Below are 15,667 nucleotides of genomic sequence, written 5' to 3'. Positions count from 1 at the left end.
GCCGCCGCGCCAGGGCGGTGATCGGACGAGAGCGTGACAAGCCGCCAATGCGGCAAGGACGCCGAGAAAAGGGAGTCTCGGGGACTCCTCGCGCCTTGGCGATCTCGTCCTTCATGGCGTGTCTGGCTCGGCGCGCCCGCTACCGGGGCGTCGCGTCGTTCCTGCGGGCGCGCGGGCCGTCGTGCGAGTGCGAGGACGTGGGCGAGGACGGCGGCAGCTCCGCCGGATCAGCGCGTGCCGCCGGAGCCCGGGGCGCTGCCCGTGGTGCCGGGGCCCGCGCCCGGGCTCTGGGTGCCGGTGCCGGTGCCGGGCGTTCCACCCTTCTTGTTCGGCGAATTGCCCTGCTGCGGGCCCGTCGTGGGCGACTGCGTGCCGCTGCTCGTGTCGCCGCGGAAGCCGCCGGGGACGCCGGCGTCGGTGCCCGTGGTCCCGGTGCCCGTCGCGCTGCTGCCGGTGCCCGGGGCCCCGGTGCCCGTCATGTCGCCGGTGCCGGCCCCGCCGGGACCCATCTCCGTCGGGGCAGCCCCCTGTCCAGCGCTCGTGTCGGAGCCCATACCGCCCATCGAGGGCTGACCCGTGCTGGTGCCGGCCCCCGGAGCTCCCGTGGCGCCGCTCATCCCGGCGCCCGTGCCCGCGTTCGTCCCGGCCCCGCTCGCGTCCGAGCCCCACGGCGCCTGCGTTCCTTCCGTGGTGCCCGGGGCGCTGGCGCCAGCAGGGCTCTGCGCAGGCGGCGAGTTGCTGGAGCAGCCGAATCCGGCGAGAGCGAGCAGGGTCGAGAGGGCAAGAGAGTGAACGAGAGTTCGCATGTGATCCATCTCCTCGCCACCGCCCGAGACGGGCCTGGTAGCGCGCTGAAACGAGCGCCGTTGTCTCGAGTCTCGTGGACAACGGCAATCCGTGGGTGTGAGCGCTGGCGGCCCAATGCACGAGGCGAGCCAGCCGCATGACAGCCCCGGAAAACAGGGGGCTTCCTCACCGCGCCATCGCGAGCTCTGCCGGGCGTTCGTGTGGCGGCGCTCTGCCACAGGTGTGGCGCGATGGCCGGGGCCGCCGGCGAGCTCAGCGGCAGCGCGACGGGCGGGCGCGCGAGCGCACGCCTTCCCAGGCGATCGCCCCCGTCTGCTCCTCGACGCTGAACGAGGTGATCAGCGGGTCCGGCGAGGTGTCGACGCGCACCGCCACCGAGAGCGCGCCGCGCTCGCAGCGCAGGCCGAAGCGCGCCGACGTGGCGCTCTCCACCATCGCCGAGCCGTCGAGCGCGCACGGGCCCACCCTCGCGCCGACGTCGCGCAGCTCCTGCCGCAGCGACGCGAGGTGATCGTCGGGGAACCAGCCGGGCCGGAGCCTGCGATCGAGCAGGTCCGTCCGCGCTCGACCGATGACCGAGGCGACCGCCTGCGCCGCGCGCCGCACCGACGGGGAGGGCGGGACGACGCGCGCGACCATGGCGCCGGTCGCCACGAGCCTGCCGAGCACCTTCGTGTTGAGCGACTCGAGATCGGCGCCGGCCACGTTGGCGAGCGCGACAACGCCGACGCCGCGCTGCGGGAGGAGCATCACCGAGGCGGAGAATCCATCGATGAGGCCGTTGTGGAAGACCACGTGGCCGAGGTCGCAGTCCTCGCGCACGTGCCAGCCGAGCCCCGGGCCGTCGGCGCCGCCGGCCGCCGGGAACGCCGAGCCGTTGCGCGCCATCATGTGCGACTCGCGCACGGTGCTCCGCCGCAGGACCCCGGCCTCGGGCGCGTCGCGGGCGGGCCAGGCGGCGAGCTGGAGCCCGATGAATCGACCCATGTCGGAGAGGCTCGCGTAGAGACCCGCGGTCGACTCGGAGGCGCCGAGCCGCCACGGCTGGATCGGCGTCACCGCGCCGCCGGCGCCGCGCGCGTGCGGCGACGCGAGCGCGCCGGCCGGCACCTGCGAGGCGTCCCACGCGGTGTCGCGCATGCCGAGCGGCGCGAGCAGCGCGTCGCTCATGTAGCGCCGGTACGGCACCCCGGCGGCGCGCCCGACGAGCAGCCCGAGGAGCGAGTAGCCGAGGTTCGAGTAGGACGTCTCGGTGCCGGGCGCGCTCTCGAGCCCGAAGCCGTCGAGCGTGGCCAGGATCTCGCGCTCGGTGACGTCGCGCGCCGTCGACGCGGGGGAGAACACGCCGAGCCGGGGCAGGCCGGAGCTGTGCGTGAGCAGGTCGCGGACCGTCATCGGCCGCGAGTCGCGCGTCGGGTAGACGACGCCGGCGAGCGCGGGCAGGTAGCGCGCGGCCGGGGCGTCGATCGACAGCCGCCCTTCGTCGCGGAGCCGCAGGATCGCCGCCGCGGTGAGCGCCTTCGTGATGGAGCCGATGCGGAAGCGCGTGTGCTCGTCGACCGCTCCGCCCAGCGTGACGTCGCGCACGCCGATCACCTGCTGGATCGCGAGCTCCTCGTCGATGACGACGCCGAGCGCCAGGGCGGGCAGGCGCTCCCTCTCGGCGGTGCGCTGCGCCAGCGCCTGCACGTCGGGCGTCGCCGCGCGGAGCCTCCGCCCGCGCTCCGGATCGAGGAAGCGCGGCGCCGGCGCGGGCTCGCTGGCAAAGCGCTGGAGGAGCGGCGCGGGGGCCGCAGGCCGGACGGCCCGCGGCGCGGGCGCGGGCGCGGTCGACGCGCACCCGCCGAGGAGCGGGAGCGACACGGAGAAGGCGGCCGCCGCGAAGCGGACGGCGAGCTTGCTGTCAATCGTCCTCAAGGCGGAACCGTGATTGTCGCTCCTCAATCACGATCCGACAATTCGAAAGCAGCAGGCGCGCGGTTTCCGTTCTCGACCGTTCTCGACCGTTCTCGACTGTTCCATTGAAGGTGGATGGGAATGGCGACCTCGACGCAGCCCGGCGTAGCTCTCCCACCGTGTGGTGTGGCCGGCGCGCGGGTCCTTGTGTCCTTGTCGTGCGCGCGGTGGGCGCGGGCTCGGTCGTGCCCGCGACGGTGCGCGCCTACGCCCCCGCGAACCGGTCCCGGAACGCCCGGTAATTCGGCTGGTCGGCGGCCCGGTCGTACACCGCGAACACCACGCGCGAGAACGCGCCGCGGAAGCGCGGGTGCTTGAGCCACCGGGCGAAGACGTCGGCGACCTCGTCCGGGTCGTTGCGGAAGACGCCGCACCCCCAGGCGCCGAGCACGAGGCAGCGGTGCCCGTGCGCGCCTGCCGCCGCGAGCACCATGGCCGCGCGGCGCTCCAGGGCCGCGCGGATGTCCTGCTCCACCCCCTCGTCGCGCTGGAGCGCCTCCCCGGCGTTCGGCGCCGGCGCGGTGATGATCGACAGCGCGAAGGGCCGCTCCAGCAGGGCGTGCTGCTCGTCGCGGAAGAACGGCACATCCGGCGAGTAGATGAGGTGGTCGGTGTACAGGAGGCTCCCCGAGGCGCGGTTCTGGTCGTAGTAGTCGCGCTGCTCGACAAGGCAGGCGTAGAGCGCGGAGCACCTCGCGAGGTCCTCTTCCTGGGCCTTGGCCCCGCGCAGGAAGCCGCCCCCGGGGTTCTTGCCGGACGCGAAGTTGAGGATCGCCACGCGGGCCTCGCCCTCCTGCTCGACGAGCCGCCGCCCGGCCGCCCCCGTGGTCTCGCCCGTGACCTCGATCACCGCCGGCCGCTCGATGCGTTCCTTCGGCTCCCAGGTGTCGAGTGAACCGGGCCGGTAAAGCACGCTGCTCTTCACCGCGGCGAGCACGCGGTCGCGGATGCGGATCGTCGCGCCCGAGGGCGCGGCGTACTCGCCTCGGCTCGCGATCTGCACGGTTTCTGCGGCGACGCTCGTGAGTTTCATGCCGCCAAAGATTGGCGAGTCGCGGCCGAACGTCCAGCGAAACGCGCTCGGCCGCGGGGGCGCCGCCCCGCTCCGCCGGGGTCTCGGCGGGCCGGCGGCGCCGCCTGCGCGCGATCGCCCCCGCCGATCGCCGTCGCGTCGACGAGGTCCGCGCTCCGGGCGGAGAGCGCCGGCCGCGCTCGCGCCGCTGGCGGCGGCGGGCTCACGTGGTGCGCTTCATCACGCGGCCTGGGTTCGTTTTGTTCATCGAAGTACACGGCGGCCGGCAGGCGCGCCATTCTCCGCGCCATGTCGGACACGATCTCCCCTGCCATGGCGGACGCGGCATCGTCGGCGCGCCCCTCGCGGCGAGCCGCGACCCTGGCGGGCGTCGTGGCCATCGGCCTCTGGGGCAGCTTCACGCTGCTCGCGACCTCGGTGAGCAGCCTGCCGCCGCTCCAGGTGCTCGCGTCGACCTTCGCGATCGCGGCGCTCCTCGGCGCGGCGCGGCTCGCCCGGCGCGGCCGGGGCGGCCTGGGCGCGCTGCGCCAGCCGCTCGGCGGGTGGCTCGTCGGCGTGGGCGGCCTGTTCGGCTACCACGCGCTCTATTTCTACGCGCTCACCGCCGCGCCTCCCGTGCAGGTCAGCGTCATCTCGTACCTGTGGCCGCTGCTCATCGTCCTGCTCTCGGCGGCGCTCCCCGGCGGCCGCCTGCGCTTCAGGCATGTGGCCGGGGCGCTGCTCGGGCTCGCGGGCGTCTGGACGGTCCTCGCCGCCGGAGGCGCCGTCCGTCCGAGCGCCGCGCATGCGCCCGGCTACCTGGCCGCGCTCGGCTGCGCCCTCATCTGGTCGACGTACTCGGTGCTCCAGCGCCGCTTCGCCGACGTCCCCGCCGACGCCCTCGCGGGCCCCTGCGCCGCGACGGCCGCCCTCGGCCTCGCCGGGCACCTCGCCCTCGAGCGCACGGTCGCGCCCACGGCCGGCCAGGCGCTCGGCCTGCTCGCGCTCGGGCTCGGCCCCGTGGGCGTCGCGTTCTTCGCCTGGGACCACGCGACGAAGCACGGCGACGTCCCGCAGCTCGGCGTGCTGTCCTACGGCGCGCCGGTCCTCTCGACGCTGCTCCTCTGCCTCGCCGGCCACGCCGAGGCGAGCCCCCAGCTGCTCGCCGCCTGCGCCCTCGTGACCGCCGGCGGCCTCGTGGCGACCGCGCGCTCGACCGCCTGCGCCGCCTGAAGCTCGAAGCCGCGTCCCTCGCTCGCACAGAACGGGTGGGGGGCGGCGATTGCCGGCAGCGAGCTTGCGCCGAGGTGCCGCCGGGCGGCGATTGCCGGCAGCGGGCTTGCGCCGAGGTGCCGCCGGGCGGCGCGAAGCTACGGCAGCTCGTCGCCGAGGAGGCCCGCTGTCGCGCTCGGCGTCGCGAAGACCTCCTGCTCCTCGCCGGCCGACGCCCATCGCCCCGCGCACATCAGCGCGCCCCCCATGATCTCGGGCTGCGCTGCCGAGCGCACCTGCACGTCGTCCGCGTGAACGCTCACATGGACGAGTACGCGCGCGTCGGCCCCCGCGCGATGGGCCACCGCCTCGTGCAGCGCCGTCGCGACCCGGAGCGCCGCGCGCCGCGCGCTGCGCTCCTCGTCCGCCCCGGGGGGCAGGAGGCGCACGCCGAGCACCTCGTTGCCGGTCGTCGAGGCCAGGATGAACCCCGCGCGCTCGAGCTGCGACTCGGCCGTGTCGAGCACCTGCCCGATGTCGGCCGCGAGCGCCTCGTCGAGGTCGTCGGAGTCGCCGCGCGTCCGCACCTCCAGGTACACGCCCACCGCCGGCTGCGTCGGATCGGGCCCGCCCCCCGCCCCCGACGCGGGCTCGCCGATCGCCTCCCGGAGCGCCCGCACCAGCTCCTCGACCGAGCTGTACCGCCGCTCCCGCCGCTTCTCCATGCAACGCAGCACCACCGCGTCGAGCTCGAGAGGAAGCGGCACCCGCAGGCTCGGGGGCATCGGCGGCTCCTCGAGGTGCTTCCGCACCATCTCGTCCATGTCATGGGTGTGGAAGGGCAATCTTCCGACCAGCATGCGATGGAGAAGCACTCCGAGCGCATAGACATCCACCCGCGCATCAATGGGACCGCCCAGGATCTGCTCGGGCGCCATGATGGATGGCGTCCCGGGCATTCTTCCGGCGGTGGTCAGCCAGGTCGAGCCCTCCTCGGGTCCCATCAATTTCGCGATCCCGAAGTCGAGCAGCTTCACGATTCGTGGTTTGCCGGAGGAGATGAAGATGTTGCTGGCCTTCACGTCGCGGTGAATGATTCCAGCGGCGTGCGCGGCCCCGAGCGCCGCGCAGATGGGCTCGAACAGCTCGAGCGCCTCCCGGGGCGCGAGCCGGGTTTCGGCCCTGATCAGCGCGTCGAGCGTCATCCCCTCCAGACGCTCCATCACGTAGAACGGCTGGTGGTTGTTCAGCTCACCTACTTCGTAAATTTCTACGATGTTGGGGTGGGAGATCAGCTGCAAAGCCTCGATCTCACGCGCGAACCGCTCGACCACACGGCGCGAGTGAGCCACCGCCTCGCTCAGCACCTTGACCGCGGCGGGCTTCCCTGAACGGGCGTGCCTCGCCGCATAGACGACGCCGCAGCCGCCGCGCGCGATGAATCCTTCGAGGATGTATTCGCCGGCCAGGGTCCCCGCCGCGAGCTCGCCGCGCGCGCTGGTCCGCTCGAACTCCGAAAACGGCCTCGTCTCGTCCTCTTTTGCCATCTCGCCTCACCGCGCGGCGCGTCACGGGGCCACCGGAGCCGCGCGGCCATGCGGACCATGCGGCCATCGGGACCACCGGGGGACCCCGGCGCGCTGCTGTCCCCTTCGAGGAAGATATTTGATGAACCGGGTATACTCAGGAGCGTTTCTAAATGGTAACTTAAACTTGGCCGTCACTCGACTTGAAACGCCTGAACCCGTCGCTGAAAGGGGGAACGAGATGTTTCTATGCTGTCCACGGGCTGTTGCGCTCCTCGCAATACCTCTGGTTACTACCGCCTGCATCGGGGCCGAGCTCGACGCCGAGCTCGACGAAGAGGCGGCGGAGCCAATCGGGGAGGCCGAGGGCGCCATCGTCAGCAGCAACAGCATGCTCCCCAATGCGATGAGCAAGAACGCCCTCAGCTCGAGCGCGCTCAACCCCGCTGCGCTCAGCCCGAACCCGCTCACCTGGGCCGGGCTCAGCGCGAACGCGCGCGCAGCCCTCCAGAATCCGGGATCGAACGGCGCCCTGTCAAGGGAGCTTTTGCGGTACGTGGTCAGCTGCGCGCTCCGGCCCAACCAGTCGTTCTCGTTCTCGTGGAACGATGGCGGGACCGTCCGTTCAGAGACCTACCGGGGCGACCTCGCCATCGCGGACTGGTGGGTCTACGGCCCGCTGGCCGATCCCTTCTACCAGCGCTGGATGTCGGGGTGCCTCGCCTCCCGGACCAACTGGTACGGCGTCTCGGTGCTGATCTCCCTGCGCTCCAGTCAGCCCTTCATGTCCTCGGGCACGACGGAGCGCAACAGCTACACGGTGAGAGAGGGCGCGTTCTGGGGAAACCTGTTCAGCTCGACGCCGTATCTCCGCGCCTGCTACTCGCCCGCGGGCGTCGCCCGGGCGCGGACCCTGCAGCGTGACTGCGCGGCCGGTCACCTGGACGTGAACCCCGGGACCGGGGCGAGCACCACCCAGGCGTGTGGTCCTATCGCGATCGTGGGCTCCTGCGATACGGTGTGCAGCGGTGTGAGCAACAACGGTGGGTTCTACTCCCAATGTCTCGAAAACCCCGCGATCTCATCCACAGTGCGCACGGACCAGGTGGTCACGTCGTTCCTGCCGCCCTAGGAGCGGGCGTGCGCTCGGAGGCGCTGCGAGGCGAGGGGCCGGACGGCGCGCCCCTTGACGCCCGGCGCTGCCCGTCCTGCGGGCGGCGGAACCAGGGCGCATGCCCCGAGTGCGTGGAGCAGGGTCAGTCGTCGCTGCCGGACGACGCGACCGTGCTCGACATCACCGAGGTCGTCCCGGTCGCGCTGCCCCGCTTCGACGGCCACCGGACCGTCCGGATCCTGGGGCAGGGCGGGTTCGGCACCGTGTTCGAGGCCGAGCGCGAGGGCGGCGGGGCGACGGTGGCCATCAAGCTCGCGCGCGCCGAGCGCCACGGGGCAGGCGCGCACCTGCGGCGCGAGATCGCGGCGCTGCTCGCCGTGGGCGCGCCCCACGTGCCGGCCGTGCACGCGTGGGGCACGCTGGACGACGGCTTGCCCTACGCCGTGATCGGGCTCGTCGCCGCGCCGACGCTCGCCGCCCGCCTCGCCCAGCGCCCGGCGCCGCGCATGGAGGAGGCGGCCCGGCTCGGCCTCGCGACGCTCGCGTCCCTCGAGGCCGTCCACGCGCGCGGCTACGTCCACTGCGATCTCAAGCCCGAGAACCTCTTCGTCGACGACGCGGGGAAGGCGACCCTCATCGATCTCGGCACCGCCCGCGTCGTGGGGCGGCGCGACGGCGCGCAGGACGACGACCTGGCGCTCGGGACGGCGGAGTACATGGCCCCGGAGCAGTCCGCCGGGCGCGCGGATCTCGACGCGCGCGCCGACATCTACGCGATGGGCGTCATCCTGTACGAGCTCTTCGCGGGCCGGCCGCCCTTCTGGGGGCCGCGGGCGACGGTGCTGGAAGATCACAGGAGCCGCAGGCCCCCGCGCCTGTCGTCGCGGGCGGTCGTGCCGCGCGCGATCGAAGAGGTGGTGCACCGCTGTCTGGCCAAGGACCGGAGCGAGCGGTTCGCCAGCGCGACCGAGCTCCGCTCCGCGCTGGAACGCGCGCTCGGGGAAGATCTCGCGGCGCGCGAGCTCGACGGGCCGCGGGCAGGAGGCGGGGCCCCGCGCCGCGCGGTGGGGCTCCTGTTCTTCGAGGGCGCGGCCGACCGGGGGGCCGTGCAGCGCCGGATCCGGGCGCTGGGGGGCGAGCTCGCGCACGCCTCCGGCTCGCGCTACGCGGCGGTCTTCGGCCACGAGGGCGCGGCGAACCCGGCGCGGCACGCGCAGCGCGCGGCCGACGAGCTGCTGCGAGGCGGGCTGTGCGAGCGCGTCCTCATCGATCTCGCGCCCGTCTCGGTCCAGCTCCGGCCGGGCGGGGCGACGCGCTTCCTGAGCCCGCTCTTCTCGCGCGCCGAGCGGTGGCCGGCGGCGTCCGGGCCGCCGGGGCCGTTCCTCACGCCCGCGGCCGCGGCCGCGCTCCCCGAGGCGCCCGTCGCGGGGGAGGAAGAGCTCGCGCGCGAGCGGACGCTCGGCTCCGTCGGCGTCGCGCGCGAGCCGACGGATCCCGGCGCGTTCATCGGTCGCAGCGACGTCCTCGAGCCGCTGCTGCGCAGCGCCGAGGAGGCGCTCCGCCTCCGGCAGCCCACGATCGTGTCCGTGATCGGGGAGCCCGGTTACGGGAAGAGCCGCCTCTTCGCCGAGCTCGGCAAGCAGCTCCGAGCGCGCCTGCCGCACGCCCAGCTCATCGACCTGCGCGGGCAGGAGCCGACCAGCGGCGCCTCGGACGCGACGCTCCAGGAGCTCGTGCGCGAGTCGCTCGACGTGCCGGACGCGCCCCCGCAGAGCGGCGTCCGCGCGGTGCTCGCGGAGCGGCTCGGCCCCGCGCTCGGCGACGAGCTCGGCTCGGGGCTCGCGATGGCGCTCGGGTGGGTGGACGAGCGGTCGGGCGGCGAGGTGTTCCCCGAGATCGAGGCGCTCAAGGCCGCGCCCGGCGCGCTGCGCTCGGCGCGCGTGCGCGCGGCGGGCGAGTGCCTGCGCCGGCGCACGGCCGCCGCCCCGGTCCTCGTCATCCTCGACGACGCGCAGTTCGCCCAGGATGTGACGCTCGCGGCGCTCGAGTACGCGGCGCTCGCGGACGGCGCCGCGCCGCTGTGGATCTGCGCGATGGGGCGCCCCGCGTTCGCCGAGGCGCACCCGTCCTGGGGCGAGCGGGCCGCGCGGAGCGAGACGGTGCGGCTCGGGCCCATGGACGCCGAGAGCGCGCGCGCGCTGTGCCGGCGGCTGCTCCTGCCGGCGCGGGACGTGCCGGAGCCGGCCATCGATCACCTGCTCGAGCGCTCGCAGCGGGTGCCGCTGCTGCTGGTGGAGCTCGTGCACGGGCTCAAGCGCGAGGGGATCCTGCGGCGGCACCCGCGGGGTGACGCGTGGTACCTGGCGACCGACGAGCTCGATCGCCTGCCGGTGCTGCCGCTCATCGATCCGCTGGCGCAGGCGGAGGTCGCGGCGCTCGGGCCGGCGCTCGGGGCGCACGCGCGGCTCGTCTCGCTGCTCGGCGCCGAGGTGTCGCTCGACGAGATCGCGGGCGTGCTGCGCCACCTGGACGAGCGCGGCGAGGGCGCGGCCTTCCCGCTCGACGCGCGCGTCGGGACCGGGCGGCTGGTCCAGGCGGGCGTGCTGGTGGCGGGCCGGAAGGGGCGGTTCGCCTTCCGTCACGCGCTCGTGCGGGAGGCGATCGCGCACGGGGTCGCCCAGGCCGAGCGGCGGCGGATCCACCTGTCCGCGTACCAGCACCACCGCGAGGCGGCCCACGAGAGCCCGGAGCAGGGTCGGTTCAAGATCGCGTTCCACGCGGCCGAGGCGGGGCTCGCCGCGATCGCGGAGGAGGCCTACCTGGAGCTGGCCGAGCGGGCGCGGGCGCGGCACGCCTATGTCGAGGCGGAGATCCACTACAGCCGCGCGCTCGCGCAGCCGGTCGAGGAGCGCGGCGCGCGGCGGAGGGCGGCGTACCGGGGCCGGGGGCTGATGCGCTACCGGCTGGGGCGCTACCACGACGCGCTCGGCGATCTGGACCGCGCGCGCGCGATGGCGGTCGAGGAGGGCGACGTCATCGAGCAGGTCGAGATCCTGCTCGACGAGGCGACGGCGCTCGACTGGATGGACGACTACGGACGCTCGACGGAGCGGATGGAGCAGGCGAGGGCGCTCGCGCCGGGCGATCTGTCTCCGGCGCTCGCAGCGCACCTTTCGATGGGGGTGGCGCGCTCGCTGCTCCGCGAGAGCCGTGCGGAGGAGGCGGCGCCGCAGTTCGAGATCGCGGCGGCGCAGGCCGAGGCTGTGGGGGACGAGTGCTACGAGACGCTGGTGGTGTCGTTGCTCCTCCTGGGCTTCATCTATCCGGGGCTGGGGAGGCTGGACGATGCAGGCGCGGTGCTGGATCGGACGATCCGGATGTGCGAGTCGCGCGGCGACCTCCTGCACCTCGGGCCTGCGATCGGCAACCGCGCGCTCGTGCGCGCGTGCCTCGGGGACAACGAGGGGATGATCCTGGATCAGTGCCGCGTCCTGGCCATCTCGCGTGAGCTGGGCCTCGGGACGATGGAGCTCGTGGGGGAGTTCAACCTGGGCGAGTACCTTTATCTGATGGGCAACCTGGACATGGCGACACCGCACGTCGAGCGGGCCGTGTCGCTGGAGCGCCAGCAGCGGGGGGACGAGGCTCGGCCGGTGGTGCAGCTCCTCCTGGCGCGGCTGCTCCTTTACAAGGGTGAAGAGAGCAAGGCGCGGGAGATCATCGATGGGATCCGGGCTCAGCAGGAGAAGGCCACCGCGGAGGGACGCGAGGGCATGGAGATGGCCCCCGCGGAAGAGGCGCAGTGGTCGATGATCGATCTGGCGACGCGGGAGGCGAGCGACGCGGCGTGGGACGAGCTCGAGGAGCGGTCGGCCCGCTTCTTCGCGGGGCAGGAGCAGATCGAGGTCATCGAGGCGCGAGCGCGCGCCCTCTCGCGCCGCGGCCGCCACGCCGAGGCGCGTGCGGTACTCGAGAGGGCGATGGAGGCAGCCGGGAAGATTCCCAACGTGATGCGGGATCGGATCGAGCGTCAGCGAGGAAGCTAGCCTGGAGGCTCACTGTCCCTCCGCGTCAGCTCGTGACCGGCGGAGAGACCCCGTGACGGAGCCCCGCGCCGGGGTTTGTCGCGTCCTGGACACGAAGTACATAGGAAGCGCCATGCGCGCCGGGGAAGTGGTCGAGGATCGGTTCGAGATCGAGCGGCTCGCCGGCTCGGGCGGGATGGGGGACGTGTACCGCGCGCGCGACCGGCTGTCGGGCGAGGCGGTCGCGCTCAAGGTGCTGCAGGGCGCGAGCGCGCACGACCTGCGCCGGTTCGCGCGGGAAGCGGAGGCGCTCGTCACGCTGCGGCTGCCGGGGGTCGTGCAGTACGTGGCGCATGGCATGACCGGCGAAGGGCAGCCCTACCTGGCCATGGAGTGGCTCGACGGCATCACCCTGGAGGAGCGGCTCGCCGAAGGACCGCTGACGCTCGCCGAGAGCGCGACGCTGGCGGCGCGCGTGGCCACGACGCTCGGCGCGGTCCACCGGCTCGGCATCGTTCACCGCGACCTCAAGCCGAGCAACGTGATGCTCGTGGGCGGCGCGGTCGAGCGCGCCACGCTGCTCGACTTCGGCATCGCGCGCGACCTCCGGCTCACGCAGACCCTCACGTCGCCCGGCGCGGTGCTCGGCACGCCCGGGTACATGGCCCCCGAGCAGGCGCGCGGCGACTCGCGCATCGACGCCCGGGCCGATGTGTTCGCGCTCGGGTGCGTGCTGTTCCAGTGCCTCGCGGGGCGCCCGCCGTTCCTCGGCAACAGCGCGCTCGCGCTCCTCATCAAGGTCGTTCTGGAAGAGCCGCCACGGCTAGGGGAGCTCCGCGGCGACGTCCCGGAGCTGCTCGAGCGCCTGGTGGCGCGGATGCTGTCGAAGGAAGCGGGGAGGCGGCCGCGCGACGGCGCTGCGGTCGCAGCGGAGCTCGCGGCCGCGGCCGGTGATGGGCTCTCCGCCGGAGCGAGCGCGGTCGCAGCGCCGCCCGCGCCGAGCGAGGAGATCACGACGGCGGAGCGCCGGGTCATGTGCGTCGTCGTGGCCGAAGACGGCAGCGCCGAGACGGACGTCACGCTCTCGGAGGCCGACGGCGCCGCGCGGGCCGAGGCGCTGCGCGACATCGCGGCGCGCCACGGCGGACGCCTCGATCGACTGCAGTCGCGCTGGCTGCTCATCGCGCTGTCCGGCGCCGAGTCCCCGACGGATCTCGCCACGCGGGCAGCCCACTGCGCCCTCGCGCTCCGGACGGTGCTCGGCGGGGTGCCCATGTCCGTCGCGACGGGGCTGACGGAAATCGAGGGGAAGCTGCCGGTCGGCGAGCTGGTCGATCGGGTCGCGCAGCTCATCGCCGGGCGCGACGGCCTGCCACCCCGGGAGATCCGGCTCGACGACACGACGGCGAGCCTGGTCGCGAGCCGCTTCGAGACGGCGCAGGGGCCCGGAGGGCGCTGGCTTCGCGGCCCGAAGGAGGAGCCGGACACCGTGCCTCGGCTCCTCGGCAAGCCGACGCCGTGCGTGGGGCGCGAGCGCGAGCTGTTGCAGCTCGCGACCGAGTGGCGCCATTGCGTGGACGAGCCCTCCGCGAACGCCGTGGTCGTCGTGGGGGCTCCGGGCGTCGGCAAGTCGCGCCTCGCCTGGGAGTTCGTTCGCTCCCTCGAGGAACGGAGCGAGGTCGCCGAGGTCTGGATCGGCAGGGCCGATCCCATGGCGGCCGGCTCGGCGTTCGGATTGCTCGCCCGGGCGCTGCGCCGCGCCCTGGGCCTCCTCGACGGCGAGCCGCTCGAGGCGCGGCGACGCAAGGTGCTCGCCCGGGTCGAGCGGCTCGACGCGTTCGGGAGCAAGGGCCCGCAGGTCGCGGCGTTCCTCGGCGAGCTCGTCGGGGTGGCGTTCCCGGACGAGGGCGACGCGCAGCTCCGTGCAGCGCGCCAGAGCCCGATGCTGATGAGCGACCGCCTTCGCCAGATGTTCGAGGACTTCGTCCGGGCCGAGTGCCAGAGGCAGCCGGTGCTGCTGGTGCTGGAGGACCTGCACTGGGGCGACCTGCCCACGGTGACCCTGGTCGACGCCGCGCTGAGGCACGCCAGGGACCTGCCGTTCTTCGTGCTGGCGCTCGCCCGTCCGGAGGTCGACGAGCTCTTCCCGGCGCTGTGGCGCGAGCGCAACGGCCTCCGGCTCCGCCTTGCGCCGCTGCCCCGGCGCGCAAGCGAGCGGCTTGTGCGCGAGGTGCTCGGCGATGGCGTCGGGGATGAGCAGGTGGAAACGCTCCTCGCGCGCGCCGACGGCAATGCGTTCGTGCTGGAGGAGCAGATCCGCGCGGTCGCCGAGGGCCGGGGCGAGAGCATGCCCGAGACGGCGCTGGCGATGGTGCAGGCGCGGCTCGAAACGCTGGAGGTCGAGGAGCGGCGCGTGCTGCGCGCGGCGAGCGTCTTCGGCGAGACGTTCTGGGAGGGCGGGGTGGCGGCGCTCGTGGGCGGCGCGCCGGTGGCGCCGCGGCTCACCGAGCTTGTGCGGCGGGAGCTCGTGCAGCGGCGCCACGAGGCGCGCATCGCGGGCGAGGTGGAGTACGGGTTCCGCCATGCGCTGGTGCGGGAAGCCGCCTACGGCATGCTCACGGAGCGCGACCGGCGCGTCGGGCATGGCCTTGCGGGCGACTGGCTGGATCGGGCCGGCGGCGCGGATGCCATGGCGCAGGCCGAGCACTTCGAGATCGGTGGCGCACCGGCGCGGGCGGCGGACGCGTTCCTGCGCGCGGCCGAGGAGGCGCTTCGCGGCAACGACCTGGCCATGGCGCTGGAGCGGGCCGACCGCGGTATCGGCTGCGGCGCCGCCGGACACACCGCGGGCAGGCTTCGCGGCGTCCAGACCGAAGCCCATGGATGGCGCGGCGATGCCGCCCTCGCGGTGGAGCGAGGCACCGACGCGATCGAGCGGCTCGATCGCGGAACGAGCGCATGGTTCTCGGTCATGACGCAGGTGGTTATCGCCTCATCCAAGCTGGGATGGCTCGACGAGGTCGCTCGATGGCTGTCCGTGGCGGCGGATGCCCCGGAAGCGGACAGCGCGCGACCCGCCAAGCTCACCTGCCTCGCGGGCGGCGCGACCGTGCTGACCATGGGCGGACGTTATGCCGAAGGGGCCGCTCTGCTGGAGACGCTCGAGCGCGCCTTCTCGCTGGCAGAGATACATGACCCGGAGGTCGTCGGGCATTTCCATGAAGCGCGCGCTTACCACGCCATGTGTACCGGTGATCTGAGCGCCGGGGCGAGCGGCATGGAGGCCGCGCTGCGTGCATTCGACCAGGCCGGCGATCTCCGCAACGCCTGTAGCATCCGCGCGAACCTGGGGTTCGCCTACGCGGAGCTCGGCGACTTCGAGAGGGGGGAGTCGATGCTGCGCGCAGCCCGGGAGGAAGCCGAGCGGCTGCAGCTGCACGATCTGAGGCTCGTCGTGGAGTCGAACCTCGCGCAGGTCCTCGCGTATCGTGGCCAGCTGACCGAGGCGCGGGCGCTCGCCGAAGCCGGCATCGCGGCGATCCAGGCGAGCGGCGCGCGCGTGGAGCTGATCTCCCGCGGCTGTCTCGCGAGGATCGCCCTCGCCGCCGGCGATCTCGAGACCGCCGAGCGCGAGGCGCGCGCCGCCGTGGCGCTCTCTCCCGGCGCGCCGACGCTCGGCGTGCAGGCCTCCGCCGTCCTCGCGCGCGTGCTGCTCGGGCGCGGGCACGTCGACGAGGCCGTCAGGACGGCCGCCGAAGCGAGCGCCATGCTGGAGTCGTTCGGTGCCATCGAAGAGGGCGAGTCGCTCGTCCGCCTGACATTCGCCGAGGCGCTGGCGGCGTACGGTCGCCGCGAGGAGGCCGTCATCGCGATCGGGGCGGCCAGGACGGCCCTGCTCGCGCGCGCCGAGAAGCTCCGCGACCCGGCCTGGCGCGAGCGCTTCCTCCGCGACGTCCCCGACAACGCCCGCACGCTCGAGCTCGCGCGGCGATGGCTCGGCCGCTGACGCAGCGCC

Annotated in this window: 8 protein-coding genes; 4 read left to right on the top strand and 4 right to left on the bottom strand. The window is 74.0% G+C overall.

Annotated features, from left to right (window positions below):
- Positions 1-227: 227 nt before the first annotated feature.
- From WME75_RS28765 to WME75_RS28755, 3 genes are all read right to left on the bottom strand, one after another.
- A complete protein-coding gene (locus WME75_RS28765; protein ID WP_437477605.1) occupies positions 228-806 on the bottom strand; it encodes a hypothetical protein in 579 nt (192 codons plus the stop codon).
- A gap of 253 nt (positions 807-1,059) precedes the next feature.
- The gene (locus WME75_RS28760; protein WP_437477602.1) at positions 1,060-2,724 is read right to left on the bottom strand and encodes a serine hydrolase domain-containing protein; all 1,665 of its coding nucleotides are present in this window, start codon (positions 2,722-2,724) and stop codon (positions 1,060-1,062) included.
- A gap of 244 nt (positions 2,725-2,968) precedes the next feature.
- Positions 2,969-3,796: a TIGR02452 family protein gene (locus tag WME75_RS28755; RefSeq protein ID WP_437477599.1), complete on the bottom strand. Its 828-nt coding sequence runs from the start codon at positions 3,794-3,796 to the stop codon at positions 2,969-2,971.
- Between the two features lie 288 nt (positions 3,797-4,084).
- On the opposite strand from WME75_RS28755, the gene yddG reads away from it, so the two are divergent.
- The gene (gene yddG, locus WME75_RS28750; RefSeq protein ID WP_437477596.1) at positions 4,085-5,008 is read left to right on the top strand and encodes an aromatic amino acid exporter YddG; all 924 of its coding nucleotides are present in this window, start codon (positions 4,085-4,087) and stop codon (positions 5,006-5,008) included.
- Between the two features lie 137 nt (positions 5,009-5,145).
- Here yddG and WME75_RS28745 read toward each other — a convergent pair whose 3' ends face one another.
- Positions 5,146-6,534, bottom strand: coding sequence for a serine/threonine-protein kinase (locus tag WME75_RS28745; RefSeq protein WP_437477593.1), 1,389 nt, complete (start codon positions 6,532-6,534; stop codon positions 5,146-5,148).
- 220 nt (positions 6,535-6,754) lie between these two features.
- On the opposite strand from WME75_RS28745, the gene WME75_RS28740 reads away from it, so the two are divergent.
- The 3 genes from WME75_RS28740 to WME75_RS28730 all read left to right on the top strand — a co-directional run bounded on the left by WME75_RS28740 (position 6,755) and on the right by WME75_RS28730 (position 15,658).
- A complete protein-coding gene (locus WME75_RS28740; RefSeq protein ID WP_437477591.1) occupies positions 6,755-7,645 on the top strand; it encodes a hypothetical protein in 891 nt (296 codons plus the stop codon).
- Positions 7,646-7,653: 8 nt separating this feature from the next.
- Positions 7,654-11,673: a protein kinase domain-containing protein gene (locus tag WME75_RS28735; RefSeq protein WP_437477589.1), complete on the top strand. Its 4,020-nt coding sequence runs from the start codon at positions 7,654-7,656 to the stop codon at positions 11,671-11,673.
- A gap of 112 nt (positions 11,674-11,785) precedes the next feature.
- Complete coding sequence (locus WME75_RS28730; protein WP_437477586.1) at positions 11,786-15,658, top strand: protein kinase domain-containing protein; 3,873 nt, start codon at positions 11,786-11,788, stop codon at positions 15,656-15,658.
- Positions 15,659-15,667: the final 9 nt, after the last annotated feature.

It is taken from the genome of Sorangium sp. So ce1014 (genome assembly GCF_051521505.1).
Taxonomy (GTDB): Bacteria; Myxococcota_A; Polyangia; order Polyangiales; family Polyangiaceae; genus Sorangium.
This window is presented reverse-complemented; position numbering and strand designations above follow the sequence as displayed.

What these genes read in the sequence shown, in the direction of transcription:
- WME75_RS28765 (WP_437477605.1), bottom strand. Translation starts at nt 806, where the DNA reads ATGCGAACTCTCGTTCACTCTCTTGCCCTCTCGACCCTGCTCGCTCTC.
- WME75_RS28755 (WP_437477599.1), bottom strand. Translation starts at nt 3,796, where the DNA reads ATGAAACTCACGAGCGTCGCCGCAGAAACCGTGCAGATCGCGAGCCGA.
- yddG (WP_437477596.1), top strand. Translation starts at nt 4,085, where the DNA reads ATGTCGGACACGATCTCCCCTGCCATGGCGGACGCGGCATCGTCGGCG.
- WME75_RS28745 (WP_437477593.1), bottom strand. Translation starts at nt 6,534, where the DNA reads ATGGCAAAAGAGGACGAGACGAGGCCGTTTTCGGAGTTCGAGCGGACC.
- WME75_RS28740 (WP_437477591.1), top strand. Translation starts at nt 6,755, where the DNA reads ATGTTTCTATGCTGTCCACGGGCTGTTGCGCTCCTCGCAATACCTCTG.
- WME75_RS28730 (WP_437477586.1), top strand. Translation starts at nt 11,786, where the DNA reads ATGCGCGCCGGGGAAGTGGTCGAGGATCGGTTCGAGATCGAGCGGCTC.